This window comes from Pseudomonas sp. LBUM1663, from assembly GCF_059695905.1.
Genome location: NZ_CP166792.1, coordinates 2,237,806 through 2,264,774, shown reverse-complemented (window position 1 = coordinate 2,264,774; position 26,969 = coordinate 2,237,806). Strand labels below are relative to the sequence as shown.

Sequence of the window (26,969 nt, the reverse complement as noted above, 5' to 3'; positions counted from 1 at the left end):
GTCATGAACGACGCCACGCACACGCAGCTCCGCCCCTTGGCCGATACGTCACCGTCGGCGATCGTCGCTGGCTTCATCGCCATGATGACCGGTTACACCAGCTCCCTGGTCCTGATGTTTCAGGCGGGACAAGCGGCGGGCCTGACCAGTGGGCAGATTTCGTCGTGGATCTGGGCGATCTCGATTGGCATGGCGGTGTGCTCGATCGGACTGTCCCTGCGGTATCGCACGCCGATTACCATCGCCTGGTCGACCCCCGGCGCGGCGTTGCTGATCACCAGTCTCGGCGGCGTGAGCTACGGCGAAGCCATCGGTGCCTACATCACTTGCGCAGTGCTGGTGACCATTTGTGGTTTGACTGGCAGCTTCGAACGATTGGTGAAAAAGATTCCGGCGTCATTGGCCGCGGCGTTGCTGGCGGGGATTCTGTTCAAGATCGGCAGTGAAATCTTCGTCGCCGCGCAGCATCGCACCGGGCTGGTGCTGGGGATGTTCTTCACTTATCTGTTGGTCAAGCGCGTGTCGCCGCGCTACGCGGTGCTCGCAGCGTTACTGATTGGCACGGCGCTGTCCGGGTTCATGGGGCTGCTGGACTTCAGCGGTTTCCATCTGGAAGTGGCAACGCCGGTCTGGACCACGCCGCACCTCTCCCTGGCCGCGACCATCAGCATCGGTATTCCGTTGTTTGTGGTGGCAATGACCTCGCAGAACATGCCCGGCATCGCCGTATTGCGCGCCGACGGCTACACCGTGCCGGCCTCGCCGCTGATCACCACCACCGGCATCGCCTCGCTGCTGCTGGCGCCATTCGGCTCCCACGGGATCAACCTGGCGGCCATCAGCGCGGCGATCTGCACCGGGCCGCATGCCCATGAAGATCGCAACAAGCGCTACACGGCAGCGGTCTGGTGCGGGATTTTCTACGGGATTGCCGGGGTGTTCGGCGCAACGCTGGCGGCCTTGTTTGCGGCGCTGCCAAAAGAGTTGGTGCTGTCGATTGCGGCGCTGGCGCTGTTCGGTTCGATCATCAATGGCCTGAGCATTGCCATGACCGAAGTGAAAGAACGTGAGGCGGCATTGATTACCTTTATGGTCACGGCGTCGGGGCTGACGCTGTTTTCCATTGGGTCGGCGTTCTGGGGGATTGTGGCGGGGGTGTTGACGCTGGTGATTCTGAATTGGCGTAAAGCCTGAAAAGCAAAAGCACGCAGCCTCGTTTCACTCGACAGCTGCTACAGGGCATGGAATCCATTTAGCAGCTGTCGAGTGAAACGAGGCTGCATGCTCTTGATCTTCCGGACATAAAAAAACGGCGACCCTTGGGCCGCCGCTTCTTTTATGACATCAAGCTATGACATCAAGCTACCGGATTGATCGGCTTTTCCGGGTACCAGACGTCGATCAGCGGGCTGACGGTTGCTTCGGTCAGTTCGCTGCGGCCTTTGAGCCAGGCTTCAACAGCAGCGCGCTGCTCTTCGGACACCGAGCCACGCTTCTGCAGGCAAACCAGACCGAAGTCGTCGCCGCCAACATAACCCAGACCGTTGGCTTCCATGGCTTCTTTCAGGAACGCGTCGAGGAAAGCATCAATGGCTTCATCAGCCAAATCTTCTTTGAAATCCAGGTTCAGTTCGAAACCCAGCTCTTTTTTTTGACTATTTAGGCATTGATGTCATTATCTCTTAAACGGCTCTACCACGGCGCCTACAAGCATTTATGGACATCAATAAAAAATGACAATTGTCAAAAACACCCTTGCCATTGCTTACCATCCTTTCACAAGGATCGACCAAGAAGTTGCAGATCTCATCGTTCAGGCTGCTGAGGCTCACCGAGAGTCCGAGAACTTGAGAAACAATACTATTCGTCCCCAGATTCAGCTCCTTGAAGCCTACTGCGATATCACCGAGCAGCGGATCACGATGGAGACACTCAGGAGCCCTGCGATCGAGGCGATCCTGAGAAGCTTCACGTCAGCCATGGCTGGAAATGAGCTGATTGACTTGCCACATAAAGAAGCAGTCAAGTTCAGCCGCCGCCTCTATCAGACGCTGGCCACAGCACGAATCGCGCGCCCTGACCTCCACGACTTCAGTTGGGACTTTGCTCTCTTCAAACCTGATACAGCCGTTTGTGCGACGGTGAAATCGGCGGACGAGTACAAGAGATGGTATTGGGCGGGCTGGTCATTGCATCGCCAGAATATTTACAGCACTCATTTCAGGCTTGCCCCACTGGTAAAGCCTTATGGAAGAACTTTCGTCGAGGACATGTTTGCCCAGATTGAGAGGTACTACCGCGGACGAGCAGGTAGCCCTCTCTCCGAATGGAGCAACATGTTTGATTATCTCAAGGAGCATTCTCCCCAATGGCCCATCAGTACGTTTAAAACGGAGGACGGAGTGAAACGTTTTATGCACGCTTTCACCCGCCATCACTTCATGAGGGCCAAAAAAGCAGGGAATGACGGCAAAAGCAGAATCAAAGCCTGGAATCGATTCATAAATGGTGTTGAAGCGTGCCTTTGCAAAACGGGTGTCTGGGCGAGCCTCACTTCACCGATCCGACGCCCTCCTCCGTCCACCAAGTATGGCTCTGAGACCAGGCTGCGCGAGAACGAGGACGGCCTGCTGGTACAGGAGAAGCTACTCACGACCATCCCACTGCATGTCACTGATGCAGAGGCGATCGACGTGTTGTTCTTCCACATCAAGAACGATCTCGCGACAGTGCGTAAGTGGGCTAACCACGAGGCGGCCGCGCTGAAATTGCGTCATGCCCACCGGGTCTCCCTGGCGCAGCAGGGCACGCCAATCACAGTGCATCAGGGCCGTGGGCTGTCCAAGCAGCACACGCTCGCGGACATCTGCGCTACCTTGGAAACTCTCGACTCCAAAGTGCCACAGGCCTTCCTGTGCAAGATTCACAAGCAAATCACGGGCGAAGACTGCAGCGCCGCAAGCCTCGCTCACACTTACGGCTTCCCATTCAAAGGCAGCCTGTACCCCTTCCAGTGCCTTCTGGTGCTTGAGCACCCAGAGATCACACCGGACTTCTTGAGGGGGTTTGAGCTCTATAACCAGGCGGGCCAGCTCTCAGGGTTTGACGAAGAAAAGCGTCTGCTGATTGGTTACAAAAACCGGAAACAACCGGATGTTCGAGAGCAAATCATCGAGCTAAACGACACCTCATTTGCCCTCGTGAAAGACATCATCGAGATCACGGCTCTTGGCCGCCGAAAGCTGAAGAGTCATGGCAATGACGCTTGGCGGTTGCTGTTTATCAGTTCGAGCAAGGGCACGAGCACCTTCGGGGCCGACGCCCAGATCCTGTGGAACGAGAGTAAATTCGTCAACAATCGCAATCTGCGACAGGACTTGATTGCTCAGTTCAAACCACACAGTGATCTTCCGGAAAACGAACTGATCAAGTTCATCCAGCGTGTGCGGCTGGGCAGAATCAGAGCCTCTGCAGCGGTTGCTGTTTTCATTACGAGCAAAAGCACGGAGGCCATGTCCAGAGCTCTTGGCCACCAGAACTACTATCCAGGACTGCTCAGCCACTACCTCCCGGAGGCTCTGTTGGCTTTCATCAAGGCTCGATGGATCAGGATCTTTCAAAAGGCAATGGTCTGCGAGGCCATGAAGGACAGCCCGCACCTGCTTCGCGTGACGAAGTTCAATAACATGGATGAGCTCGATACCTTCCTGGATAACCACCGGATCAAAGAGATTCCGCCTGAAGCTTCCGATCCTGAACGCAAAGAGCAGCGCAAACCCATTGAAACCAGTGAAGCCGTGCTTTCCATCGGAGTGCCGTTCCTCTCCTCCTTGCTCTCGCTGGAGGCAGCAGTCACCGCATCCAGCAGTCGCGAGCGGGTATGCGGCAAGGCTGAGTACTGGGCGTCATTTGCAGGAAAAATCAAAACCGAGATTTCCAGTGGTTATGACCGGCTGCTGAAGAAACACCTGGTCGCGGCTTTGAAACTGGTCGATGCAAAGAAGATGGAGGCGCTGATCTATGTCCCTGCTCACTGGTCGTGAATCCGGATACGAGTTTCTTGATGACTTTGACCTGGTCGAAGTATCCCCTCACACATCAGCACCTTGGTTACTCAGCGAGTTTGCTGAGAATGTCTGGGTAATTCAGACCAACCAGAAAAAACCCGTTGAACTCGATTGGGGGGCTCAGCTCTGGGATGACAGCTTCTTGACCGACGCCAAGAATGAGATCCTGCTGCGCTCGCTGAAGCATCTGCTCATCATCAGTGCAAACGGCGTCAATGAGGAGTTTGCTACGCTCGGCCTGGCGTCTCAAAACATGCGCGTGTCCTGTGCATCGAGGCTTATCGACTACCTGCTGATCAACGCTCAAAGCTACGACCTCATCCAGTTCGGTTTAGGCGCGTTGAACGCCGATGATTTGAAGGGAATCCTCAATCAGCTCGCCTCCCAGACACACTCAGAAGACTCCATTTATGCATGGCATGAGCGCGCTTCTGCGTACTGCAAGCAGCTGCTAATCAGCCTCAGTGATGCCGAGGCAGAGAAAATCTTCACCGAACACCCCAGTATGCTGGAGGTCAGCGACGACATCCTTGAAGGTCAGGGACTCGACATCAACGCCTCTGACATTCCCAAGATTCGTGCGGCGATGATGAGGGCCAATCTGTATTACGGGAACAGTCACCACGGCTACAAGGTCAGCACAAAAGCGCTGTCTGAGCGCCTTTATCCGGACACGATCCGAGGACGGCAGAATGCAAAATCAGCGCTGATGGAGCTGAGTTTTTATCCCAACGAAAAGAGCTACAGACGAGAGTACCCCGGAGTCAAGGTGACCACTGGAGAATCCGAGATCCTCCAGTTCTCGTTGTACTTTTACTACCGATATACATTAGTAAATAGCGCATCGCTCAGTACGTTAGGGCTCCCCGCCCCCGCTGACACGGATACGGAAACGATCAAGGAGTACTTTCCAGCGCTTAACGACTCATCTCGATTCAGAAGCGTACCGTCCGCCAATTTGTTGAAGCTGTTCCGACGCAGTATGGAGTTCCATGTCGAGCATGGAAGGAAGATTCTGAATGGCTTCGTCAGGGTTGCAAGCCACTGTCACGCGCACGGCATTCCAATGACCCAACTGCCTGATGCGGAGTTCAAAAAAGTCATTGGCCCTGAACTCGTCAGCTTTGGTGTGCAAAAACTTGGGCTCTCCAGTCATCGCCGAACCCGATACAGAACTCGGCGAAAAGGAGACAGGGAGCAATACTTCCGACGGATGCGTGCGAATCACGGACTGCTTGAGTTGGTGTACGTCTATCTGGGCAGCATCCAATTGACCGTCGGGATGATCATGGCGCGACGCGTTGATGAGCTGGTGACTTTGGAGACTCAAAAGTGCCTGGACAGTACAAAGTCATGGCTTATCTTCAAGCTGGCCAAGTCCACTCGTAACGCCTTGGGCATTCGACAGCGCGAGTCTCGCCCCATCGACGCCATTGCCGTCGAAATGATCGAGGAACTGCGCCGGTTCCAAAAGCTGCTCAAACGTCTCGGGGTTACCCAGGATCAGACCGACCTGTTCGCTACTCCACCCACTATGGGGCATAAAGTACTTCAGGATTGTTCACTATACCTTTACAACCGTCACCTGGACTTCGCCTGTGACTATTTTGAAAGCGATGTCACTGAAGGCGGCGAGCGCTATTACGTGCGCCAACACCAGTTACGGCGTTTCTTCGCCATCATGTTTTTCTACACGAACAGCTTTGGAGAATTGGATACCTTGCGCTGGATGTTTGGCCATCGCGACATCGAACACATTTGGCGCTATCTGACCGAATGCATGGAGCCTAAAGAAATTCGACGTGCTGGCGCACGTTATTTTGCAGACTTGGCCAAAAAAGACCGGCTGGAAAACTACCAAAACTTGCGGGATCTGCTGTCTGCACAATTCGGCACTACGTCATTTGCGCTTGTCGATGAGCGGAAAATTGAAACCTACCTTGCGGCAATGCTGGAAGAAGGGAAAGCCAGATTCGAACCGCAGTTCTTCAAAGATGAAAATGGTACATCTATGAAAATTCTATTCATTGTGAGCTGAACAAAGATGAGCACAGTATCCAAGCGCGAGGAAATTGATCAGTCCATCGATAGCATTTTCAGATTGCTGGTTGATATCGCACGTTCCCCAGACAGTTACTCGCAAAACGAACAGGTTTTGAATGCACTCAAAAGCCAGGGGGGCCTATGCTCCTTGGATATGGAGTTCTCAATACGAGATGAACCGTTCTCGATCCGGCCTATCAGCCTGAACACTCTGAAGAAAAGACTCACGCAGCCAGATGCGGAGAGAGATTTTCAACATTTAGACCGGCTGCGGTCGCATGCGCAGCAAATGATATACAAATTTGAAGAGCAACAGGTTGCGCCAAAGAAGCGATCTCGAACCGGGCTAGAGGAACAGGTCGACGAGCTGAAGAACACTATCTCCTCCCTGCAAGCCGTTAATATGGTGCTTATACAGGCACTGGAGGTTAACAGGAGGGATTTGATCACGATTGCTGACACAGCCAATACAGGATTGCGGCAAAAGCGGATTAAAGACGCCATCAACAGGATCATCAAAATTCTGGGATTGAACCCTGCACCTTTTGATGACGTGACCATCCTCTCCATGAAGAAGCATTTGCAGCTGGTGCCCCATGATCAAACGACGCGTTGAGTACCCCGAAGCCGCGCAATTATTTACACTGATCCCGAAACTGCGACTTTACGACTACCTATCGCAGGATAAACTCCATACGCTTGATGGCAGCAACATGCCTTTTATGACGTGGCCAAATGGCATGCCCTGCCTTCAGGCCAATGCTTATATGATCAAGACACGTATGAAGCCTGGCCGAGGTGGCAATGGCCCATCCAGAGCCGGAACCAAAGGGGGTACCTTTGGCGAGTACGCTGGGAAGATCAGCCACCTGATCAGATTCTGCTATTACAATAATCTCAGTTTTATAGCTCTATCCGACGACGACTTCTGCGCCTTCATCGACGGACTTCGCATTGAAATGAAGCGTAATAAACCAAACCAGCGCAAAAGAACTGAACGTACGATTATTGGCATTGGCAGAAGGTGCTTGAACTTTCTCGCTTACGTGGGAGAAATGAGCGGCTTACACAACTTCGTCGGTATAGATGGAACTATCTCAATCTACATGGTGGATTCAGTTTTCTATCGAAATGGAAAGGCCCTCACACGCTCCAGCGTTCACCACAGGTCGTTCAGGACGCCTGAGGCCAGGAAGACTCGCTTGCCGATTGGAGAAGCCACGATCGAAAAATTGCGTAATGCTATTGATGAGATGTCGACGTCGGAGTTTTTAAATAATCGTCGACACCTGATGATTTCATTATTCGAAGAATTAGGCGCACGGCGCGGCGAGATTCAACCCATTACAGTTGCCGAAGTGCTTGCCGCCGCCAAAGTAAAACAACCCACTATTTCAGTCACCACTCTAAAACGAGGCGGGATGGGGCTGACACGAGCACTTGAGCTTAGCCCTCCCATGATTGACGAGCTCATGAACTATATTCGCGGCGACCGCTTCATCATCATGAAGCGATTCAAAGGCATCCCGGATCACGGATTCCTGTTTGTCACCGAGCGTGGTGGTCGCCCCCTTGGGATAGACACTTTCACAACTGAATTTTCTTTGATCCGACGCGCTGCCGGAGTCGAAGAACAAGCCTGCGCGCACCTCTTCAGGCATGCATTCTGTACGAACATTGTCGCCCGGTTAATTGGCGAAACACAGGCACTGAGCCCAGACTCGTTTAGACAGACGTTGATGACTAACAAGATGCTGGCCGAGCGAGCGATGGCCAAGAGCGGTCACGCCACACTGGAGAGCCTGTTGGACTACGTGGACACAGCATTCAAGGTCAAATCCAAGTACGAGCAGGTCATTCATAATGTTGAAGTGGCCAAAACCTACGAAACATATCAGAAGCGGAGAAAACGGTTACTAGATGATTTCGAGAAAGAAAAAATCAGTAAGGAAATATACATTGAACGGGAAAAGTCTCTGACGGAATCCATGGAGCGCTTGCTTATGGTCGCGTGAGATCCAGCCAGGAAGCCGTAAGAGATTGGAGAAAGAGCCTTATCAGCTTTCCTCACCAAGCTCGGTCAGATTAAACCTATCCGACCTGAACATTTTTACATGTCGATCAAAGGCTTCCTGCATAGCTTTTTTGACGGGAGCGATATACATCTCCCAGCGTTCGGGATTGTACTTCTTGATAAGAGTCAGCACAGTATAATTCAGGTCATGTAAAGGGTACTTCAACAAACTATCACCCTTTCGCAGCTGGCCCTCAAGCTCATCATAAAAAGCGTGGCAATCTATCTTATTTTTTCCATCACGAAGAGTATGAAATGGAACCTGTCTGGAGCAGCCGACTATCCTTTTGACTTCTGCAATCTCTGACCTTAGCAATGCTAGCAGTACACCAACGCCAGGCTTATCTTCTTTCCTTGCACAGTTAAAATACATTTCATGCTTAGAAAGCTCTACCTCATGATGATTATCAATTATTTCGTCCGATATTTCCTCCAACCACATCTTATGATGATATTCCGGAAGCCCCCCGATCGGCTTAATTTCTATTAATTTAAATCCGACCAAATTCTCATTTATCTGGGATAGCGCCTTTTTCACATCATCCGGAACATGAATCCCACGGTGAACCCTATCAAGCCCTTCCTTAAAATCCCTCTCCCGAATATCTCCATCCAACACACATACAACTTCCAAGTGTCTTTTATCACCGGACGCTATAAGCTGCTCCCGGTAGAAGTAGATACCATACAACAAGACGGGCATGTTATCCCATGCACCAGCCGTGATAATCTTAAACGAACCTTTTAAGTCCCCAGCTATTTTTTCAATAGCCATCTTAGCCAAAGCGTCCTCACAGACAACGATGACGGACGGTATAACATTATGAACCATGCTGCCGGAGCGCTGTATATTTGTCGTTTTGGAGTTGTCACCCACGGACGTCGTGCAGGTAGTAACCCCAATAATTCCTGTCGAGATATTCAATTTGATCGGAGCTCTTTCTTCACTTTCCATAAATTTCTCTCCTTGGCTTAGCCACAGCTTCTTTAGCAAACACTTTAGGCGTGTGATTTTGAATCGAAAGCTGGCGATAGGATTCGTTGCTCTCCCCTCTTTAACGAGCTTCGAATTTGAATTGCCCCGGCTACTCATCCTCACACTCGACAGTACGCGTTCAAAGAAGAGCAAAGGAGACTCCGTTTTCCCAGGGCGAAAACAGTATTCGCGTTCTTAACTCTACATTTCGTCGGATACAATCCAGGGATGTTCGAGTTCGTCGTGATCCTCCGAAAACCAGGCTGACCAGGGGAAAAAATCAGGGTAACGGATACAGCGATGGCTAGGGTGTCGCGACTATCGCTTAGGATGGCCTATACAGCTGCAATGCCGAAAATGAATCAGAGTCGCCACTCCCCTAAGCTCGCTCTAGATCAGCAAGTGTTACTCAGCATCCGGCTCAGTAAGCCATGGCGTGGATGGATGGATCATTCGCCACACGATCATTTTCTTTCTTGATGTTCACATGCATAGCCACCCGTGCCACATCTAAGGTAACGCGAGGCACTTGATAGGTTCCTCTATTCTCCATCCAACCAAGCACCTCGGCTAGATGCCAAATGGCGGAGCTTCCTTCATGCACTGGCAAAGGGAAGCTCGGATAGTTAGTCATCAATTTACGCATGTTTTGTCGAGTAACTCCCATGACTTCAGCCACATCCGTAAGGCCTACAAGATCGGGAGTCGCTTCTATTAACTTTGCTCCTGGCACCGCACGACGGACATCTGCCAGAGCCGTCTCCATTGCTTCTCTTGCAGTGGAAGCTACGCGGATAAATTCGAGACCGAGGCGCCCAGGCTGGCCTACGCCCACCAATGCATCGTCACAACCCTCCTCTGCCAATCTCTCAATTAGAGCATCAGTATCGGTATCGTTGGTTGGCAACTGGTACTTGAGAGTGAAGGTAAATTCCATCTCTATTACTCCGTCTCTTACGGGATCTCGCGACTTATGATGCAAGATCTCTGGGCTTACGTGACTTACGTGACTTACGTGACGCTTACGACTTACTGGGCTTGCTGGGCTTGCTCTTTTTCAGCCTCTAGCTTTTCTCGTTGCCGGGCGCAGTTATCAACGACTCGGCAGAGCTGAGAAGCATGGTTGGTCGAGCTTCGAGGCGTGCTCCACACTGATGCGATGCAGAACTCACCGCAACGGCATTCGTTGTCGTTGAAGGGGCAGTAGATCTTACCCCAAGCATGAGCACCACCTTCCTTCACAACCCAACCCTGAGATTCTGCGTGCTTCAAGGCCTCTTCGATGTCCTTCTTCGGGTGCTTAGTACGCCCCATCAGCTTATCTCCAGTATGGAAAGGTGCCCATAAGTTGTCAAGTGACAACTCTGCCAAAAAAGTAGCCTTCGCGCAAGCGCCAGCAGACCTAACGGCCCTATGAAGGCAATATGATAGCATTGGATCCATATTGCCCTGCCCGAAGCTTCGTTCGTGCTAATGCATAAGGAAAGTCAGGTCTGTAAGGATTTTATTATTCTCGAAGTACAAAATGGTCACATTGTTCAATTAGACTCGGACGCGTAGTAGCACCTCAACCTTGGTAGTAACCCCTCAGGACATTGGACATGGGTAAAATTGCGGTAGCGTTGACAGTATTGATAGCCTTTTTGGTCTATGCCTTGGTTGAAGGGCCGCAGGCGGCTCAACTGCCTTTATTCATGGCCATTTTGGCAAGTACTGTGGCGCTCGGCGCTCTGGTGCACATTTATGGCCCACCATCGCACGACTGAGATGCTGCTCGTGGCTTCCATCAGCTTTCAAGGTGAGAACTAGAAACCTTTCGCAGGATGATTCCTCACTAATTTGGTAGCAATACGCCGTAGGGCGGCGCTAGTAGCCGCCCGTTTCCATTCAGGCGCTTTTAGAATTGCTATCCTCCCACTGAAGACCACTCTCATAAAATCCTCTTCTTTAGAGCATCCAGGCATCGCTTGATTCCTATCTTAGGGTTCAGAGCGGCTTCCTCCTCATAGGCTTCAATGGCGTCCTGACCTTGTCCCAGCTCTCTCTCAAAAGACTTGAGGACTGAGCGAGATTTTAACGATTTGATTCAAACTACGTGGTCTAGGCGCTGGTATAGATACGTTGCCTTTCAACTGTTGTGTCCTCACGCAGCCGTTAGCTACTCGCTGAGGTACTGCTACCCGCCCAGATATTTTTTGAAGGCCCTCTTCATTGGTATCTTCAGAAAAGCAGCCAACCTGTCGCCTCCAGGCTGGCGACGAACCAAGTAATCGTCCGAAACATTTACGACCTCTAAGGACACCAGACACCAGATCCAACATGATCTCAAGCTCCGGGACAGCCTACTCCAACGTCATCAGCAACCTAGAGCGTGGATAGGTGCCTACTGGTAAGCCGTTCATTTTTATAAGCACTGAGAAGATCACGTGCATTCGTTCAGCGCATTTTAATGCGCCACAACCAGGTACTCAGGATGTTTCAGTGCATTATAATGCGCCAAGCGAAAGCATTCCGCTCAGCCTGGATACGCTGAACAAATGAGGGTTGACGTGAAAGAGATGACTCTAGAAGAGCGTAAGGCCTACATTCAAGCAGTGGCCGAGGAGGTAGCCCAGGGAAAATTGTCGCTCGGAGGCGCCACCAAGCAACTGCGTGAAAATCTTCTGGGCGTAAACCAAGAAAGGTTCGCAATCGCCTGCAAAATTTCAAAGCGGACTCTGTCGCAGCTTGAGGTCGATAGTGGCAATCCAACTCTTGCGACCTTGGACGCTGTATTCAAGAAATTCGGTCTTAAAATAAGCCTGGCTCACCTTAGTCCTATAGAACTTAACGCCGCAGCTGCCAGGAAAAGCAAAGCAGGGTTTAGTATCCCCACAGATACTGCTGCGCTACCTCCCTCTCCCATCTCCAAGGGAGCCGATTGAGGCGCGTTCACCATCCGCTTGTTTAGGGCAAGCCTCATGGTCTGGCGTGATTGGGCCTTGCCCTCTATCTCACGCCAATGGTTACCCGAGCAGGAGGTAAGGAGCCGTTTGCAGTGAATTTCATGGGCCTGCAATCGCAGCGGGCCCAAAGCACTTCAGATTCATCCGCGCAGACACAGTATGACCCGAGACGATAAAAGCTCCTGTCCTCACGGACACTCGTGAAGCGTTTTGAAAATCAAAGGATCATCGACCTGCAGCGCTCATTTCTTGAACGTATTCTTTCAGTGCAACGATGCCGTGCAACAACTCATTCGAGTGAGCGATACGGTGGCAGTTGGCACAAAGCAGCGCCAGATCTTCTTAAGCGTTGAAGGAAACGCTGCCTCGATTGAGAGCACCACGACCTCAAATAGGTCTTCTCTAGCGGGGAATGTCAGACAAAAAGTAAGGCAATTTGCTTGCGTCCGCGTCTGGAGGTAACGCCAATTCAGAACTTATCTCCGACCCAACCTCAGTGGTTGAAAGCAAGACTCTCAGCCAAATCGACCACCAGCTTTCGATCATCTTTTTTCAGGCAATGAAAGCACTGCAGCAGGTGCGCCTCATCGTCGTCCTCACAATAAAAGTACGCCGCTGGGTAATTCAGGACGGCAGCAATCTGCTGCACGATGCTCTCCCCTGGTTGATGAACCCCCTTCTCATACTGATTTAATCTCGCGGAGGCTGAGGCTGGTTCAATTCCGGCTTCTATACCAAGTCGCTCCTGAGAAAAACCTCTCGCTTTGCGTGCCTCTTTGAGGCGCTTGCTTATCGTTGTCATTTCTCTTGCCGCAAAAGACAAGAGAGTCTTAGATTCGCTTTGACGACATACTAAGTATTCCTTAGTATTCCGCAGAAATATCCTTTTGCCATCACTTCAACCGCACGGACAGGGACTCAAGATGAAGGAAATGCAGATCGTAGACGGCCGGCTCGACGAAAAATCGCGAGGGTTCGGCGGCGACATGGTGAGCTACCACTTTTGGAAAATTGACGGTAAGAAACTCGAACCGATCGAAATCCCGGATGTGCTGGACGCCCATGTGAAGGCGGGGGATCGGGTTCGAGTGACGGCGCAACTGGGCAAAGACAAGGTCAACAGAATCTGGGCCATTCAAGTTGCAGGAGAACCTGTTCGTTCAGTTGTCACCATCCCTTTCATTGCTGTTTCCCTGGGTCGACTTGGCATCTTTCCTCTGATGGTCGCGATCTTTACCATCTTCGTCGCCTACGGATTCTGGGAAGCCAGCCCCAACCACCGAAGCTTTCACGGATCGACCTATCAGTTGGGCTGGCTCGCGCTCAATTTGTTCGTCAGCTACCGCTACATGATTAAGCCAATATTGATCATCACGCGGGGCATCAAGGTGTTTCGCGAATATTGTGCCAAGGCCCCAGCATCAACGTCGACCGCCAACTGATACCGAACGAAAGTCGGTGAAGTCTCCCGAGAGCAGAAAATGAATTACATCGAGTTGGTTCAACACCAGGCAGAGGCGGTATTTGGCAACAAAGCAAAGGCTGAAGCTTGGTTGAATGAACCCAAGACAGCTTTCGGTGGCAGCTCAGCGTTCGAGCTAGCTCTAAGTGCGGCCGGCTATGCGCAGGTTAGGGACGCGCTCGATAGAATCGATCAGGGATATGTTGGCTAACAGGGCTTCGTGGCACTCTCGGACAGGCGCCACTGCATTCATTTCTCAGGCTGCGTGAGGTCTGTCAGGGGGAAGAAGGTGGCATCAAGTCTGTCCCTCACAACCCAAGCTCCCAGCCCAGAAAGTCCTCTTTGACGGCGCCATCCGCGAACCCATCCTGCAGCAGTCTGGATTGTATTGCGCGCAGCAGATGAACTCTCAGTCCCTGGCGCAAACTAACAAATCGTGACGCATCCTCTTGGGAACTGAGTACCCACGTTCTGCTGTGCAGTAGCGCCCACAGCATCTGCGTCGCCTGCGTGCCGATGCTCGATGCGTGCAGCGTACCGGGGATCCAATCCGGGTTTACACCTGAAGTTATCCAGCGCACTACTCACCAAAATACGGAGGTCGTCAGGCTCGCAATGCTCCTGGACCAGCGACCAAACTGCCGCCTCAATTTCATCCAAAAACGAGAGCTCCAAACAGAGAATGCAAGTAAAGGCTCAGGAGTGGTCGATAAGTCGAAAAGACGTCGTCTTTCGTATTTCTAAAACGCGTCGCTCCAATTGAATATCAACATGCGGATGCTGATTGGTATTCCTTACGTCACTCCCGCTCAAGATGACGGGCATCTGAGGTGACCGCATCCATAATGGATTGCAATTCCTCAAGCAGCTCCGCGTAGTGACGCTTCAGATAAGCCGAAATGGCTTCATCCCGGAGCAGGCGTGAGAGATACCCTTTTGCGACGACTAAAACCAGCATGGTTTCACCCAGCGTGTCTTCGACCTGCTTGTAATCATGCTGCAGGTTTTCCATCTCACGCTCCATACGAGCGATGTCGACCGAGCTGACATCTGTGCCTTGTTTTTTCTTCTTCTCAATCAGCATCTCTGGGCGGGTCGCGGCCAACACCATCCGTGCATAATTTTGCGTAAAACAATTTGCCGAGATCATCATTTCGACGGTCTCTATTTGCCGAATGGGTTTCATCTGCCTGAGTGCACGGAACACATCCTGCGCGACCATTCGAACCTTGAGCATCTCCACCACTTCCGGTGCGATACCGTTTAGCAGGTTCTCCCGCTCATGAATTCGATCGACGTTGATGCCGAGCACCTGGGCAATGCGCGTGGCCTCGATCCCTTTCTTCAAGGCCGCAATAATCATTTTATGTTCTTGGATGGGTGTCAGCCGATTGATCTGCCGGTTGTAGGTAAATCCTTCGTCATCAGTCGAGATCAGGCAAAGAGCCTCGGTGCCCCCTAACGCTTTCAGCGCTTCAAGGCGAAGGTGCCCGTCCAAAAGCATGTACATCGACACCCCGCCTGTTACAACGGCCTTGGGGTGAACAGCCAACGGTTCGATGATGCCGAGCTCTTTGATAGAGCTCAGGATGCTAGCGTATTTCTTACTGCCCCGGATGACCTTCTCGACCTTGCGGGTTGGGAGAATTCGCTCAAGTGGGACAGCGATGATCCGTTGCTCGAAAGCCTGCTTGACCTCGGCCATCACGGCGCCTCCCCAAATATCCTGTCTGCCAGCGGTTTGGGCATGTCGGAGATTTCCTCGGTACGCAGCAACGTAACGAAGTACTCATCTGCCAGCAATTTGCGCATGGCCGTGATGATAATAAGTAGGCGTTGTTCGTTTATGTCCGCTTTTTTGATCATCACTTTCTGACGACGGACTTCCGCTTGATACACATTCAAAAGCTTTTGCGGGGTCGTCAGTTTGTCGGTATGGGGTTGCTGACCGTAGCGCTTACCGAGCGTTTTTCGCCTGTCGACCAAGCGTCGAACCTTCATCAGTTGCTCGCCCTTGAGCACACCGGTTTCATACGCTTCCATCATCGCATGCTGGACTTCACCGTCATCGGAACGCGCGATCTCGGTTGCTAACGAAATGGAGACCCAACCCTTTTCTACAGCGGCGATCAGCCGTTCCTCACCCTGTCGTAAAAGCAGGAGAATTCCGTTTATGTAGGTCACATCGAGGCAAGTTTTACTGGCGATCTGGCGAGGGGTGTAACCTCGCTCGGACAGGATCTGGATTGATAGCAAGAGCTCCCGATTCGAGTGTTTCCGGCGTGCCAGATTCTCGACCAGGCTGATGAGGTAACGATCAGCTTCGCTGGCACTCACAACGATGCAGGGGATCTTCTTCTCGCCTAATGCCTGGTATGCCTCAAAACGGCCCTGTCCGCAGACGATTTCAAAGGTCTCAGTACCTGTGGCTGTAGGAGTGACCGTAATGGGACGCTTCAACCCCAAAGCCGAAATGTTTTCGACCAGCTTCGCGAACACCTGCCGATTTCGCATTCGGGGGTTGAGTACTCGAATGTTGTCTAGCGGAATCAGCCGGATGAGCGATTCCTCAGCCACGTGCATCAGGGCCTTGCGATGAGTTTGAATCGCCGTCATGCCACCCTCCGATAAGTAGAGCGCCGTGACAGCTCTGCAAGAATATCCAAAGAGTCGAACCTGTAAATTTCGAGATTGGACTGGTTGCTCTCCGCTAGGCGCAGTTGGGGTGTTTCCATTTCTACCGTTGGCAAAATGTAATAGTCCAGCGCGGCTTCTTCCTGCTCTTTCATACGCACAGCGACGGTTATGTCTGGGTTCAGGCCCAAGTCGAATCGAATTTTCCAACGCCTATAGCCGACCAACGATACCTGGCAGCGACACAGCACGAGTGAAACGGTCAATTCCTGATTCACCAGCATCAGGTCTGTTGTGGGGTCGATCAGTACGTGACCGCCGACCTCGGCAATTTTGTCAGTCGTCTGACCGAGCAACGTCGGGTGCATCTGCCGAAGACGTCTGTTGGCCTCGATGTACTGGTAGTCCCGTTCAGGGGTGTACCCAATCAACGAGTAACAGCGAAGGAGGCTTCCAAAGCGGTGTTGGTAGGCGCTGCTGGAAGGACATCCTTCGGACTCATCAATCACCAGCCCCGACAGATAGCCTCTGTTTTTGTAGATCACCTTCAGCACGTTAAGCATCTCGTCGTCAGGCATGCGGTAGGAACGCGTCTGGATGATTGCCTGAGCGGCTTGAAAAAGGATCACGCTGACTATTGGCTGAAAGACTCCGTCGGCCCTCACCCACTCCTCTGGACGGTTGCGCTTGCGCGTCTGCTTCAACTTAAAGGAACTGTGGTTCCAGACGTTGTTGCCAATGTATTTTTCATTGATCAGTACCTGGTGAACCGCACCTCGCGACCACAATGCGGATCGGTCATTAAGTACGCCCTGAGTGTTGAGCCAATCAGCTATTTCGCGTTCGCTCCTGCCCTCTTCCACGAACAACTGGTAAATGTGCTGCACTGTCGCGATTTCACTTGCAGGGCCAGGTATCAGGATGACCCTGTCTGTCTGAATACTTTTATGCTCGCCCAGACTCAATTCATTTTTGGGTTGTCCGGTTGCATCCACCAATTGACGTCTAAGCCCAAAACCCGCCGGCCCTCCCTGGCGATAGCCCATCTCGATCAATCGAGATTGCCCAGCAAAGACCTTCACCGACAACTCTCGACTGTATTCACCAGCCATCATGCGCTTAACGCTTTTGACGATATTCGAGACGGGGGAGCCATCGTTGGTGAATTGTTCTGCGCAATATTGGACGGAAACGCCCGCTTGGCGACATCGAACCTCATAGCTTGCGCTGACATCAGGATCCTGGAACCGCCCCCAACGGCTCACGTCATAGACCAGCACCGTGGAGTACTGCGCAAAACCAGTCTCGACATCGGAAAAAAGCTGTTTGAGTGCATCACGTCCTTCCAGACGCAGGCCGCTTTTTCCGGCGTCCGTATAAACCTTGATAATCTCCAAGCTGTGCGTGACCGCGTACAGCCGAATGGTGTCCAGCTGATTTTCAGTCGAGTACTGCTGATGCTCCGTAGACATACGGACGTATGCGGCAGCCAAGGCTACAGTCGATTCAATGTGATCCACACCCTCACCAATAAGCGTCCGCACTGGCATTACCCTCGTCCTGATCCACGGTCGACGTAACACGTCACAGGCCGCGAACAGTCACTGCGTTTCTTCGAAATAGCCCTTAAGAAGGTAGAAGACCGGGGAGCGAAAAATGTTCACTAAAACGGGCAATTCTTTTCTGGCACAAAAACAGTACGCCGCTGAGATCGCCAATGCCCTGCATAGGGAGCTTGGAGAAACGCATCAGGCGACCAAGACATTGATGCGCTGGACAAATGCAGACGAAAGGACAGTGAAAAACTGGATGGCAGGGAGCAACGGCCCACGAGGTGAGCACTTGGTGGCTTTGATTAAGCACTCCGATTTTGCTCTTGCTGCCTTCCTTGGCATGGCAGAAAGGCCTAATGCATTGACCACTTCTGAACTGCCTCTACTCAGACAAAAACTTCAGATGGCCATAGATGGAATCGATTCATGCATGAGCCGAACACAGACCTAACGCCGTCGACGTTGCTGATGGTGTTGACCGCGCCAATCACCTGGGCCGACTCGTCGATCCAGTCCAAATAGACGAGACGGCGTAATATGAGTGTGCTGCAGACAGGCATCTTCACCGGCAATGTTTTCCCCGTCTGCAATAGACGAAGGCACATGCTCCCCACCAAGGGCACGACTGAAAGCTGCGCTCGGGAGCAAGAAAGCCAAATATAAGTCAGAGATTCAGCTGATAACGGCGCCTTTAGGGCCGCTGGCAATCAGTGCTGCCCCGCAGGCGGTTTTCATCCCGTCCAAAGCGATGGGGGTTCCATCAACGGTGTAGATGCTGCTGCCCTCGGCAATCGGGAAAACCCCTTTGCACAATGGGCAGCTTACCTTGTGACCGACACCTGCAATCGGTTTGCCGTTGAGGTTGGTTTGGGAGAAAGCTTCGAGTACCTTGCCGCCATGCGTGGTGGAGTCGCCCAAGCGAATTGCGTCTTTCATGTTGTCACTCCGTTAAGTAGAGAGCTGGTTGGCCGCACCGATCTGAAGTTGGGCGAGCACCTGAAAACCAAGAGTCCCCCCTTTTTCAATGTTACTCAGCCATCCAAACGTCTTCGTATCCATAGGTATCGATGATGAATTTCGAGCCTGTTGGCAGGCATAGATAATTCATGACTGTCGGTAGCATTTCACTCAAATGATGAACGCAAACCGGCTGGTAAAAATCAATCGTTGCTGAATGCTTGCCGCAGTGAATGAACCAGCTGACATTTTCCCCTTCCGACAGCTCGACTCTGCTGCCGTAGATTGGAGCTTGACCAAGCGTCTGTACCGTAATGGCGACTATTTCCTCAGGGGGAAGCACAGTCATCTCATACTTTTCATAGATGATCTTTTGCATCGCATCCGGAAAAACCAAATCAACTTCGTTCACAGCAGCCCGTGGATGCCAATTCGATTGATGGTTCAGTTGCTTCAGTCTTCGAGCCAATAATCCAAAAGCGTCTCGTCATCATCATCCAGATTTTGATAGATGTTCGCGTAGTACCATTGAACCCCGGCGCTATCGCAGAACCGATTAAAAAACGCGTTGATCTTGTCCATCCCGTTACTTACAGGAACGGCGAGCAAGAGACTGCCCTTGAAAACACCATCCAGCGTCTGTCCAATTTATCTAATCTCATGCTGCTACGCCGTCCTCATCCACCGAGGAATCGCAATATCAAATTCAGATCTACTCCCTTCCCTACTGCTCAAAATCAATCAAAACCAGCTTGCCCTCGAAGCCGCTATTATGGAGCTGACGCTGTGGCATTGAGCAGCGCGGATCAGCGGAGATTGCCGGCAACGTCCGTGGCGCTTTGGGCACAATCAGCAAGAACGAGGAGTTCATCAAGATGACGCTTGCGGTACTTATGACAACAGAGTGAACCGCGCTACAACTCATCAGGCCATCTCAGCGTGACTACGCTAGGCACGATTTATCAAGCCGTGGTGGTCAACGTGATAATCCAAAGCTCACCGGAGATGACTGCGATGACAGACAGCCCCCTGAAAAATAGCTTTTCGGAGTACACCGAAGCCGAGTTCATCGAGCTGCTAAAAGAACTCGCCAAAGAAGACGAAGATTCGGAAACAGATAAACGTGCTGATTTGCTTCTATTGCACTTCAAAAAAATCAGCCAACACCCTGCCGGATCAGACTTGATCTACTACCCGGAAGATGACGCAGATAACTCCCCTGAGGGTGTTACACAGATAGTGAGGCAATGGCGCAAGACTCAGGGTTTACCGGACTTCAAGGGAGAGTGAATCCGCCCACATTCTGAATGGATACCTACGAAAACCAGCTACACTGCCGCCTCAAGCAGCCAAACCGACGTCAGATTAGTGCTAGATAGCTGCTGGACGGCTGTTGAGCGCCCATGAAAATTTGGCTAAAGAATAGGTCTGATTGACACCACGTCGAAGTACCTGAATTTTTTCTTCTTAGCCTCATTCTTCGCCTCTTGTTCCGCGACAAGTGTGCTCAACGTGTTTGCCTCATAAATGAACACTTCTACGTCGCCTTCGAACTCCTTTGTAACGTGTAGCACTACCCTAAGCTTCGGCGAGAACGGCTTAGCAACCGAGCGGGGCTTTGGACTAGGCTGCTTGGCGAGAGCCTCTGGCTCAAGTTGTTTTGGTGGTACCTCTGATATGGGTTGATTTGAGGAGCCGAATAGTGCTTGGCGCATTTCCTCCTCACTCAGTTCTGTGATCATTTAGGATTTCTCGTCGTTATAAAATGGAGGCAGGGTATTCAGCACGTAAAGCCGACATTACAAGACCTAATAGCCTACAGCTATCTCTGCAGCTCGTGGCGAGCCATTATCACGATATCAAGATCCTGGCAAAACAGTTGCTGTTACCCGAAGATCTGCATGCGGGGTAGCAGCAGGTCACCTATCAAGCTCTGTAGCGCCAGTGTACAAATCGGCTACCTGCCTAAGCATACATTTCAATCAGACCTATTATTTGCTGGACTAGCTAATATTCATCTGAGCCGCTGAGGCTCACGAGGGCCAACATGGAACAGAGTTGTGCACCATTTGACGTGGAAGATCTTGTAGCTTCTGCGGTCGAAGCATTGAAATCGCGCGGCGAAGCACGCGCCATCACCGTAGCAGCCGCTGGAGAATGCAAGCTTGACATGGCAAACTCAGACTTTGGAGTGGATTATTGGCATTTGAATATTGCCCTGCCGATTCAACTCTTCTACGCAATGTCGGATGAAGAACGAAAAGCAACTCAGGCGATTATTGGCGCTGTAGTTTCGCCCTTCTTCTCTTCGAAGCCCGGTGACACGTTGGCCGCTGTAAGGATCTCGCCACAGGTTTCACCAGCTGCTGAGGGATGGCGAGAGGAAGCGATTCGCTTCGTCAAAGGTGAAGGCGTAACAAACCAAGGACGGGTAAGAAGTGACAATATTGCATCACAGCAACACCTAGGGCTTCTGTTCAGGTCGAAAGCTGAAATTACGCTATTCACAGCACTAACACGAGCACAGCTTGCTGTTGCACCACTCCCCGTCTTTGTTCGCATTGGTAAGACCTACAATCGAATTGAACCTGATTTTGTCGTTATCTACAAAGGTCTGACCTTCGTAGTCGAAGTCGACGGTGACACCTATCACCGCGAGCTTCCAGCGGAAGCCGATAAACGTCTAATACCATTAACGTATGAAGGCGTGGAGGTTCGACGAATCCGAGCGGCAGATTTGGGGAGTGATCAGGAGGCAGATAAAGTTGTTAAGGAACTCATAGAGTTCATGGCGCGGCGAAAAGCTTCACGCTAATTGGAATAGCAAAGAGTACCTTCATGTTGACAAGCCCCCATCCTTGGGCTGGTTGCGTTGCGAATACGATTTACAGACACAACAAAATGGGCCCCTGAAGGGCCCTTTTGTCCTCAAAACGAGATCTCTTGATTAATCGAGCTTCTTTCTCAGAGAGTCGAGCTTACGTTTCACTCCGATTTTTGGGTTCAAAGAAAGCGCCTCTTCGTACAGGGCGATGGCCTCACGGTATTCGCCCTGTAACTCGTGGGCCAATCCTTGTACCTTCAACGCTGCGGGCCTCCAGGCGGGGTTGGTGTCAGCCCCGAGCGCCCGAGCGCGGATGACGGCTACCAACACTTCACAGGCTTTTCCCGACGACAAAGTCTGCTCAGCAAGCAGCTTCTGAGCGGTCAGAATGATCGCGCTATAGTCGGACGAATGCAGGTATGCATCGTCGACTTTCTCCGCGTCAATGATTCCTCCAGCAGCTCCGTAACGGTATTCTCCGCCTCCCGAGATTTTTGCGATCAGCTCGATCTTCTTCTCATCAAACGTGTATCCGTCAACGCGAAAACGCTGGGGCGTAACCGAAAAAAGCTCCAGACCTACACTGAGGTCGAACAGGAAGAGTTTGTGACCGTCTTCGGTGCTGCTGTTCGCCGTGATGCAGAACGCAAGCCGTCCATTCTTGGAGATACCACTCTCCAGAATGTTGGCCGTCAACTCCTTGGTGATGATAGAGCGTCCATCTGCGTGGAATACGTTGAACGTACCTGACAGAGTATTTCCAAAATGCCAGTCCTCAAGACTGAACGATCCATTGTCGGCAACTGCGCCATTGTTCGGCCGTGGCCTCCGTCCTTGAAAGGCGACCACGTCGCGTTCGAGGTCTGTCAGAAGAAACTCCCCTAACCCATTTTCCCGACTCCCGCCTCCGTTAGCTCCGGGTGCAGAATCCCTCCAGGAGATTGCCCACTTTTTTGATTTCGAGAGTGAATACCGACCGTAGTAACCAATCGAGCTGACCAAAAGTAAGAAATCATCCACATCAACCGTATTCCCCTTAGGAGAGGTCACTTGTGGTCGAGCGGTTTTCTGCTTGTTGAAAAGCCAATCGAAGAATCCCATCAAACCACCTCTTCCCTGGAAAAATCATTCTGCAGGACAATCAATCCTCGTCCCCGGATGGTTGCCCCATACCCACAGACTACAGCCCCAAATCTCTGCCGAGGTGATCCTCTTTCATCTCGTCCGATGCAATGCCCATTTTCACGAGATGCCACTGCAACTGGTAACCCAGATGCGCTTTTAGACGAGACCTCAACTCGACGTAGTCTGAAGCGTCAACAGAGGCACCAGCGTTCAATCCACGCCGCCGCAACACATCCCGCAACACCTGAACAGTCGACGATCCGATGTCGGACGCTTGCAGCCGCACCACGTGATCAAGCCCCGGCGACCTCTTGAAGCAATCGAGTGCCTCTTCAATCAGTCTCAGGAACGTAGCGGCGTCGCATGTCTGCTGCACCATTTTCCACACATTCGATTCATGCTCACTCTCCATCAAGACTCCAACATCGCCAGCGCCCGACCTACCCCCCGCGAAGAAGTTGTCCGACATGAGTATTTTTTAAAAAATCGGATCGTTATATGAAATCAAACTGGAAAGCAGCGGCTTACGCCGCGCAGTGGCGATTTTGCTATGCCCATTAGAGCAGTCACACATCAGCGCCAGCAGGATAAATCGCAAGAAAAGGCCAGAAGCAGAAGCACTGCAAAAAGCAAAAACCAACACCGTTTTCTCAGCGGGATCGGCGGAAAGTGTGGCGCCAAGATCGCTGCTTTTTTGTTGTCCTCAAATATAAAGATCCGTCGCACAAATTTTTTTTCAAGGGGTCGATTGAAAAAATATTTTTTGTTGACACGCCGGTCAATCAATTTCGCCAGGCTCGTTGCTGATGCTGAACAAGCAGTCGAGGCCATTCAGAATTTAACGCTTTCCCGCGTAGAATTGATCCGCCGGTTGAAACACAACGGCCGTACAGGGAAGCGATCGATAGATCATGTGAATTCTTCCCCACTACCCCGAAGTTGCCACCTAAGGGATCGCGAGAGGAACATTGATGACCGATGAATTGAAGACTTTGTGGCAACGTGAGCGCGCGAGGCGGATGGCTTTGTGGGCATTGGAGGACTTGAGACCGGGTGATGAACGGGCCAAACTTCAGCTAGGCATCCTTAAAGCGCTTGATCAGCAAGATATCGAGCAACCTATTGGGGACGCACAGCCTATGACGATTGAAGAGCTAAGGGATACCGTGCCGGAAACGCCCTACGTTAGCTCCGATGGCCACCATTTCCTAATCGTCCAGGATCAGCACATCCCGAAGCTCTGGCGCATGAGATTCGAAGCGGCGAATGCGCTCTCAGAGCGTTTCCCGCAGGGAAGCTATGCCCACGACTGGCGTCGTTTTCTGAGGGGCTGGAATCGTGACATGCAGCACTTGGCAGCTCATCGCGTCCCCTGTCCCCTTGGTGGCTAGGTGCACTACGCTACCCCGAGCCCATTGCGCGTCTAACTCTATGTCAGCGCTAGAAGCATCCTTGCCTCAACATTTAAGATCCTCAGTACCAAGGATTCATAGGCCTATCAATTGACAAGCTCTTGACTTTTGCTACTGAGGAACTGTTATCCCATTCAATAGCAGAATACTCATATGCAAAAACGGTACCATCACTAAAGCTTGCTTTGACCTCAGTGCTGTAGTCCCCGCCTAATTTAAACTGAGGGGAAGCAGCACCCGAACTTATCGAAGCGTTGGCTTTCACCCCAGAATCGACCTTCTTGTACAGCTCATTGTCGAATGAGACAGCTGTACCCGTAACTATAACAGGATTTTTTTGACCCTTGAGCAATGTCAAAGACTCCAAATTTTCAGGCGCATTCATCTTAGCCACCAATTTAAACGGATCAAGCGTCCTAAATATTACATATCTCGATTTCTGACGTCTTTCAACTTCTGACTCTATATTGGCACCAACATCTACAACTCCAGGTTTGAATTTGCCCTCCGCCTGAATTGCCGCCCTAGCAGTTTCATCCGAGTAATAAGTTGTTTGTGCTACAACCGGGAAATCCACAACTTTTATCGTCCCCTTTGGATCGAATCGATTGCGGCCGGACGTCTCAATAACCCCTATTGCAAACTGGGTAGCAGAGAACGCTTCAGTTTTACGCCACGCGGCGCCTTGAATATCAAGGTACGCGTCAGAAGTAGCGCAACCCGATGTTAATAATGCGATACCAAATAATAGCTTTTTCATGTCGCCTCCAGTGTACTTCTAAACGAAAAAATAATTTTCGAACATTCCAAACAACCTTCGACCTAACACTAAACTTAGCTTTTTACCTTCCTACTTTATCTCTCGCAAACGCCACGCTGCACTCACAGATTCATATATAGAATCGGCCATAGTGGCATGCACTCTAAAGTCGGGGTGGAACGCACCATTCATTATGGAAGCCGTATCATCATTTTGGTACAGCACCGAGTCATTCGTATTTCTAAACCAGCGCGTCTTTGAACTGTCATATGCCCAATCATCCCATGGAGCCAGCGGGTACCACTTACCATTAACCACATGGGGGTACAACGGGACTTGTTGAGATTTAATGTCGCTATTGTAGAAATCTTTGCGCTCAAACCCCGCACAAATCCCGTGAAATTTTATAGTGTCAAGGTATCCATCGATAAATGCCCATCCATACTTCTGCGAACTGTCCTTCATTTTTAAATAAAGCGGATCTATCAACCCGTCATTCACAACCTTCATCTCATCTTTGGTAATACGCAATTGCCATACTTTAGGATTGAAGAATACTGGAATACTGTACCTCGCTTGCTCAACGACATCGGCGCTCCTGTCTATGCCGCAAAGCGTCTTACCGTCTTCAAGGTAGGTAGGATTTGGATACGCGGTTAGATAAACGTTTCGCTCCCCTTCCACTACCAGCCCAGATGAAACAAGCTGCCGCTGCAGATAATTATAGTAAGTTGGCAACCAATATTTAATCCTATCCCTTCCAACAGGTTTATTTTTCTCGCAGATTAATTGGTCAGTTTCCTTAGGACATACTGGATCTATACTGTTGTTCGTAATATTAACTGCTCTTGCGCCAGCAAAATTTCTACTCCCTCCCGGAATAGTTGCCCATGCGATGGACGGAGCGAACGCTACGTCATTTCCACCAACACTTAGTAGTATTGCATCTGGCACTCGAACCTGACCCACACACTTTTTTATCGGCGCAACGGTTTTAAACATTTTTTCTGAACCAGTGTGTCCGCGATAAAACGTCATACTTTCAGATTTTAATACGCCACCCCTACATAGCCCAGCGACAGCCATATTAATTTGAGAATCAATAACTTTTTCTCCTCCTCCCGGCGGATTCAATTGAGGAGTAAGTACACCATCTAATACTTCCGCCCCTGAGCAAGCCAATGGCATCAAAGTCACACTAGCATGCTCATCATCCCCTGCAAGCCGAAGCGCCGCTAATACTTGTTGACTGAGCATCGACCTATGGCACTGCCGATCAAACCATTCCGCCTTTTCAGCAACCCAATAGTGCGTGAATAGCATCCAACGACCGGAGCTAAATGCATGCTTATTGTTTTCGTAGAGCGATTCAAGGCCACTCCGATTAACAACAGTTGGAATATCCGGATTACCCTCCCCTGATGCGAACGAGTCCCCAAGCCCTAGAACCAAGCGATCACGAACAACAACCAAGGCCTCGTCCTTGTAACCGGTAGACAGCGAACTAACGGAAAGAAGGGCATCACCCGTGCCAAACTGTGTTATCGCAGTGAAGCCGAATTCTTCACTGCAATCAGTTATTGCACTGCCACCCTGATATACCCACTTACAATCACCATCGGGAGGGTTAGACAACCGAGCAATTACATTTTCCTCGCGCGGAAACATGTATTCAGCGGAAAAATTAAAACTTGAGTCTAGGTTTCTTTTTACTCTTAGATTGTAAATAGGCGGATGGACTGCGCGACCGCGCTGGCCGAATCGTTCTACCACGAACTCAAATGCAGTTTTACCTTTTTTTATACTGAATTCTGGCCCTCCGCTTCTGTAATCAATTAGGCGAAACGGATGTGCGACCTTCCACTCTATCGCAGCACTTACGTTGCTAATAACGCACAAGCACGTCGCCATTAAAATAATTCGTCTCATACCCACTCCAGTTGAAACTACTGGAAATTAAATGTATGGGTATCGACTACATCAGGTCTCAATGCCTCCTGATCAGACATCCATAGCCTTTGCGATTAAGCATGCGCTCTAGAATATTCACTTTAAAAAACTGACTGCACATGGAAGCATAGCGGTGAAACAAGCACGATCAAGTCGGCGCCGTCGTTTTTTCACAATCTCACTCTCT

Annotated in this window: 28 protein-coding genes and 2 pseudogenes; 14 read left to right on the top strand and 16 right to left on the bottom strand. The window is 51.1% G+C overall.

Translation table 11 applies throughout. The features are described 5' to 3' along the window. Positions 1-3 precede the first annotated feature (3 nt). On the top strand, positions 4-1,194 hold the full coding sequence (locus tag ACA075_RS10260; protein ID WP_497298356.1) for a benzoate/H(+) symporter BenE family transporter: 1,191 nt from the start codon (positions 4-6) through the stop codon (positions 1,192-1,194). Positions 1,195-1,357: 163 nt separating this feature from the next. Here the strand turns inward: ACA075_RS10260 and ACA075_RS10255 are convergent, their stop codons facing one another. Continuing rightward, on the bottom strand, positions 1,358-1,642 hold the full coding sequence (locus tag ACA075_RS10255; protein ID WP_027921750.1) for a 50S ribosome-binding protein YggL: 285 nt from the start codon (positions 1,640-1,642) through the stop codon (positions 1,358-1,360). A 91-nt stretch (positions 1,643-1,733) separates the two neighbouring features. Here ACA075_RS10255 and ACA075_RS10250 point away from each other — a divergent pair, with 91 nt between their 5' ends. From ACA075_RS10250 to ACA075_RS10235, 4 genes are read left to right on the top strand one after another with little or no spacing between them, the layout of a single operon-like run. Next, positions 1,734-4,043, top strand: coding sequence for a hypothetical protein (locus ACA075_RS10250; protein ID WP_497298355.1), 2,310 nt, complete (start codon positions 1,734-1,736; stop codon positions 4,041-4,043). Then, positions 4,021-6,105: an integrase gene (locus ACA075_RS10245; RefSeq protein ID WP_497298354.1), complete on the top strand. Its 2,085-nt coding sequence runs from the start codon at positions 4,021-4,023 to the stop codon at positions 6,103-6,105. The genes ACA075_RS10250 and ACA075_RS10245 overlap by 23 nt, the downstream gene beginning before the upstream one ends. A 6-nt stretch (positions 6,106-6,111) precedes the next feature. Next, the gene (locus ACA075_RS10240) at positions 6,112-6,726 is read left to right on the top strand and encodes a hypothetical protein (RefSeq protein WP_497298353.1); all 615 of its coding nucleotides are present in this window, start codon (positions 6,112-6,114) and stop codon (positions 6,724-6,726) included. Next, entirely contained in the window at positions 6,707-8,125 is a 1,419-nt protein-coding gene (locus tag ACA075_RS10235) for a tyrosine-type recombinase/integrase (protein ID WP_497298352.1), read from the top strand. Before ACA075_RS10240 ends, ACA075_RS10235 begins: the two co-directional genes overlap by 20 nt. Positions 8,126-8,167: 42 nt before the next feature. Here ACA075_RS10235 and ACA075_RS10230 read toward each other — a convergent pair whose 3' ends face one another. From ACA075_RS10230 to ACA075_RS10220, 3 genes are all read right to left on the bottom strand, one after another. Then, the gene (locus tag ACA075_RS10230) at positions 8,168-9,139 is read right to left on the bottom strand and encodes a hypothetical protein (RefSeq protein WP_497298351.1); all 972 of its coding nucleotides are present in this window, start codon (positions 9,137-9,139) and stop codon (positions 8,168-8,170) included. Between the two features lie 442 nt (positions 9,140-9,581). Then, positions 9,582-10,097 carry a helix-turn-helix transcriptional regulator gene (locus tag ACA075_RS10225; RefSeq protein WP_497298350.1) on the bottom strand — a complete coding sequence of 172 codons (516 nt, stop codon included), beginning with the start codon at positions 10,095-10,097 and terminating at the stop codon, positions 9,582-9,584. Between the two features lie 92 nt (positions 10,098-10,189). Next, on the bottom strand, positions 10,190-10,474 hold the full coding sequence (locus tag ACA075_RS10220) for a hypothetical protein (protein WP_497298349.1): 285 nt from the start codon (positions 10,472-10,474) through the stop codon (positions 10,190-10,192). A gap of 287 nt (positions 10,475-10,761) precedes the next feature. On the opposite strand from ACA075_RS10220, the gene ACA075_RS10215 reads away from it, so the two are divergent. Next, the gene (locus ACA075_RS10215) at positions 10,762-10,926 is read left to right on the top strand and encodes a hypothetical protein (RefSeq protein ID WP_497298348.1); all 165 of its coding nucleotides are present in this window, start codon (positions 10,762-10,764) and stop codon (positions 10,924-10,926) included. 792 nt (positions 10,927-11,718) lie between these two features. Then, positions 11,719-12,084 (top strand): helix-turn-helix domain-containing protein, encoded by a 366-nt coding sequence (locus ACA075_RS10210; RefSeq protein WP_497299224.1) that lies wholly within the window; start codon positions 11,719-11,721, stop codon positions 12,082-12,084. 514 nt (positions 12,085-12,598) lie between these two features. Here the strand turns inward: ACA075_RS10210 and ACA075_RS10205 are convergent. Next, positions 12,599-12,907, bottom strand: a complete 309-nt coding sequence (locus ACA075_RS10205; RefSeq protein WP_497298347.1) for a helix-turn-helix domain-containing protein — start codon at positions 12,905-12,907, stop codon at positions 12,599-12,601. 121 nt (positions 12,908-13,028) lie between these two features. Between ACA075_RS10205 and ACA075_RS10200 the strand changes: the two genes are divergently transcribed. Then, positions 13,029-13,547, top strand: coding sequence for a hypothetical protein (locus ACA075_RS10200; protein WP_497298346.1), 519 nt, complete (start codon positions 13,029-13,031; stop codon positions 13,545-13,547). A gap of 39 nt (positions 13,548-13,586) precedes the next feature. Beyond that, positions 13,587-13,778, top strand: a complete 192-nt coding sequence (locus tag ACA075_RS10195; protein WP_497298345.1) for an MbcA/ParS/Xre antitoxin family protein — start codon at positions 13,587-13,589, stop codon at positions 13,776-13,778. A 588-nt stretch (positions 13,779-14,366) separates the two neighbouring features. On the opposite strand, the gene ACA075_RS10190 is transcribed toward ACA075_RS10195, so the two are convergent. From ACA075_RS10190 to ACA075_RS10180, 3 genes are read right to left on the bottom strand one after another with little or no spacing between them, the layout of a single operon-like run. Beyond that, positions 14,367-15,272 (bottom strand): plasmid partitioning protein RepB C-terminal domain-containing protein, encoded by a 906-nt coding sequence (locus ACA075_RS10190; protein WP_497298344.1) that lies wholly within the window; start codon positions 15,270-15,272, stop codon positions 14,367-14,369. Then, entirely contained in the window at positions 15,272-16,150 is an 879-nt protein-coding gene (locus tag ACA075_RS10185; RefSeq protein ID WP_497299223.1) for a ParB/RepB/Spo0J family partition protein, read from the bottom strand. The genes ACA075_RS10190 and ACA075_RS10185 overlap by 1 nt, the downstream gene beginning before the upstream one ends. A gap of 29 nt (positions 16,151-16,179) precedes the next feature. Then, positions 16,180-17,751: a recombinase family protein gene (locus ACA075_RS10180; RefSeq protein ID WP_497298343.1), complete on the bottom strand. Its 1,572-nt coding sequence runs from the start codon at positions 17,749-17,751 to the stop codon at positions 16,180-16,182. A gap of 106 nt (positions 17,752-17,857) precedes the next feature. On the opposite strand from ACA075_RS10180, the gene ACA075_RS10175 reads away from it, so the two are divergent. Then, positions 17,858-18,205: a hypothetical protein gene (locus tag ACA075_RS10175; protein WP_497298342.1), complete on the top strand. Its 348-nt coding sequence runs from the start codon at positions 17,858-17,860 to the stop codon at positions 18,203-18,205. A 221-nt stretch (positions 18,206-18,426) separates the two neighbouring features. On the opposite strand, the gene ACA075_RS10170 is transcribed toward ACA075_RS10175, so the two are convergent. The 3 genes and pseudogenes from ACA075_RS10170 to ACA075_RS10160 form a co-directional block, all read right to left on the bottom strand. Then, the gene (locus tag ACA075_RS10170) at positions 18,427-18,690 is read right to left on the bottom strand and encodes a PAAR domain-containing protein (RefSeq protein ID WP_497298341.1); all 264 of its coding nucleotides are present in this window, start codon (positions 18,688-18,690) and stop codon (positions 18,427-18,429) included. Positions 18,691-18,781: 91 nt separating this feature from the next. Then, entirely contained in the window at positions 18,782-19,123 is a 342-nt protein-coding gene (locus ACA075_RS10165; RefSeq protein ID WP_497298340.1) for an immunity protein Imm33 domain-containing protein, read from the bottom strand. A 41-nt stretch (positions 19,124-19,164) separates the two neighbouring features. Then, a pseudogene (locus tag ACA075_RS10160) lies at positions 19,165-19,359 on the bottom strand (DUF4265 domain-containing protein); the annotation flags it as partial. Positions 19,360-19,408: 49 nt separating this feature from the next. On the opposite strand from ACA075_RS10160, the pseudogene ACA075_RS10155 reads away from it, so the two are divergent. Both ACA075_RS10155 and ACA075_RS10150 read left to right on the top strand, forming a co-directional pair. Then, a pseudogene (locus tag ACA075_RS10155) lies at positions 19,409-19,619 on the top strand (hypothetical protein). Between the two features lie 106 nt (positions 19,620-19,725). Then, positions 19,726-20,001, top strand: coding sequence for a bacteriocin immunity protein (locus ACA075_RS10150; protein ID WP_497299222.1), 276 nt, complete (start codon positions 19,726-19,728; stop codon positions 19,999-20,001). A 125-nt stretch (positions 20,002-20,126) separates the two neighbouring features. Here the strand turns inward: ACA075_RS10150 and ACA075_RS10145 are convergent, their stop codons facing one another. After that, positions 20,127-20,453, bottom strand: a complete 327-nt coding sequence (locus ACA075_RS10145) for a hypothetical protein (RefSeq protein WP_497298339.1) — start codon at positions 20,451-20,453, stop codon at positions 20,127-20,129. A gap of 305 nt (positions 20,454-20,758) precedes the next feature. Here ACA075_RS10145 and ACA075_RS10140 point away from each other — a divergent pair, with 305 nt between their 5' ends. Next, positions 20,759-21,526, top strand: a complete 768-nt coding sequence (locus ACA075_RS10140) for a hypothetical protein (protein WP_497298338.1) — start codon at positions 20,759-20,761, stop codon at positions 21,524-21,526. A gap of 132 nt (positions 21,527-21,658) precedes the next feature. Here ACA075_RS10140 and ACA075_RS10135 read toward each other — a convergent pair whose 3' ends face one another. Together ACA075_RS10135 and ACA075_RS10130 are read right to left on the bottom strand one after the other, a co-directional pair. After that, positions 21,659-22,636, bottom strand: a complete 978-nt coding sequence (locus ACA075_RS10135; protein ID WP_497298337.1) for a tetratricopeptide repeat protein — start codon at positions 22,634-22,636, stop codon at positions 21,659-21,661. A 79-nt stretch (positions 22,637-22,715) separates the two neighbouring features. Next, complete coding sequence (locus ACA075_RS10130) at positions 22,716-23,072, bottom strand: hypothetical protein (RefSeq protein WP_497298336.1); 357 nt, start codon at positions 23,070-23,072, stop codon at positions 22,716-22,718. A 559-nt stretch (positions 23,073-23,631) separates the two neighbouring features. On the opposite strand from ACA075_RS10130, the gene ACA075_RS10125 reads away from it, so the two are divergent. Then, entirely contained in the window at positions 23,632-24,051 is a 420-nt protein-coding gene (locus ACA075_RS10125; RefSeq protein WP_497298335.1) for a hypothetical protein, read from the top strand. Positions 24,052-24,133: 82 nt separating this feature from the next. Here the strand turns inward: ACA075_RS10125 and ACA075_RS10120 are convergent, their stop codons facing one another. Beyond that, positions 24,134-24,832, bottom strand: coding sequence for a hypothetical protein (locus tag ACA075_RS10120; RefSeq protein ID WP_497298334.1), 699 nt, complete (start codon positions 24,830-24,832; stop codon positions 24,134-24,136). A gap of 90 nt (positions 24,833-24,922) precedes the next feature. Beyond that, entirely contained in the window at positions 24,923-26,761 is a 1,839-nt protein-coding gene (locus ACA075_RS10115; protein ID WP_497298333.1) for a hypothetical protein, read from the bottom strand. Positions 26,762-26,969: the final 208 nt, after the last annotated feature.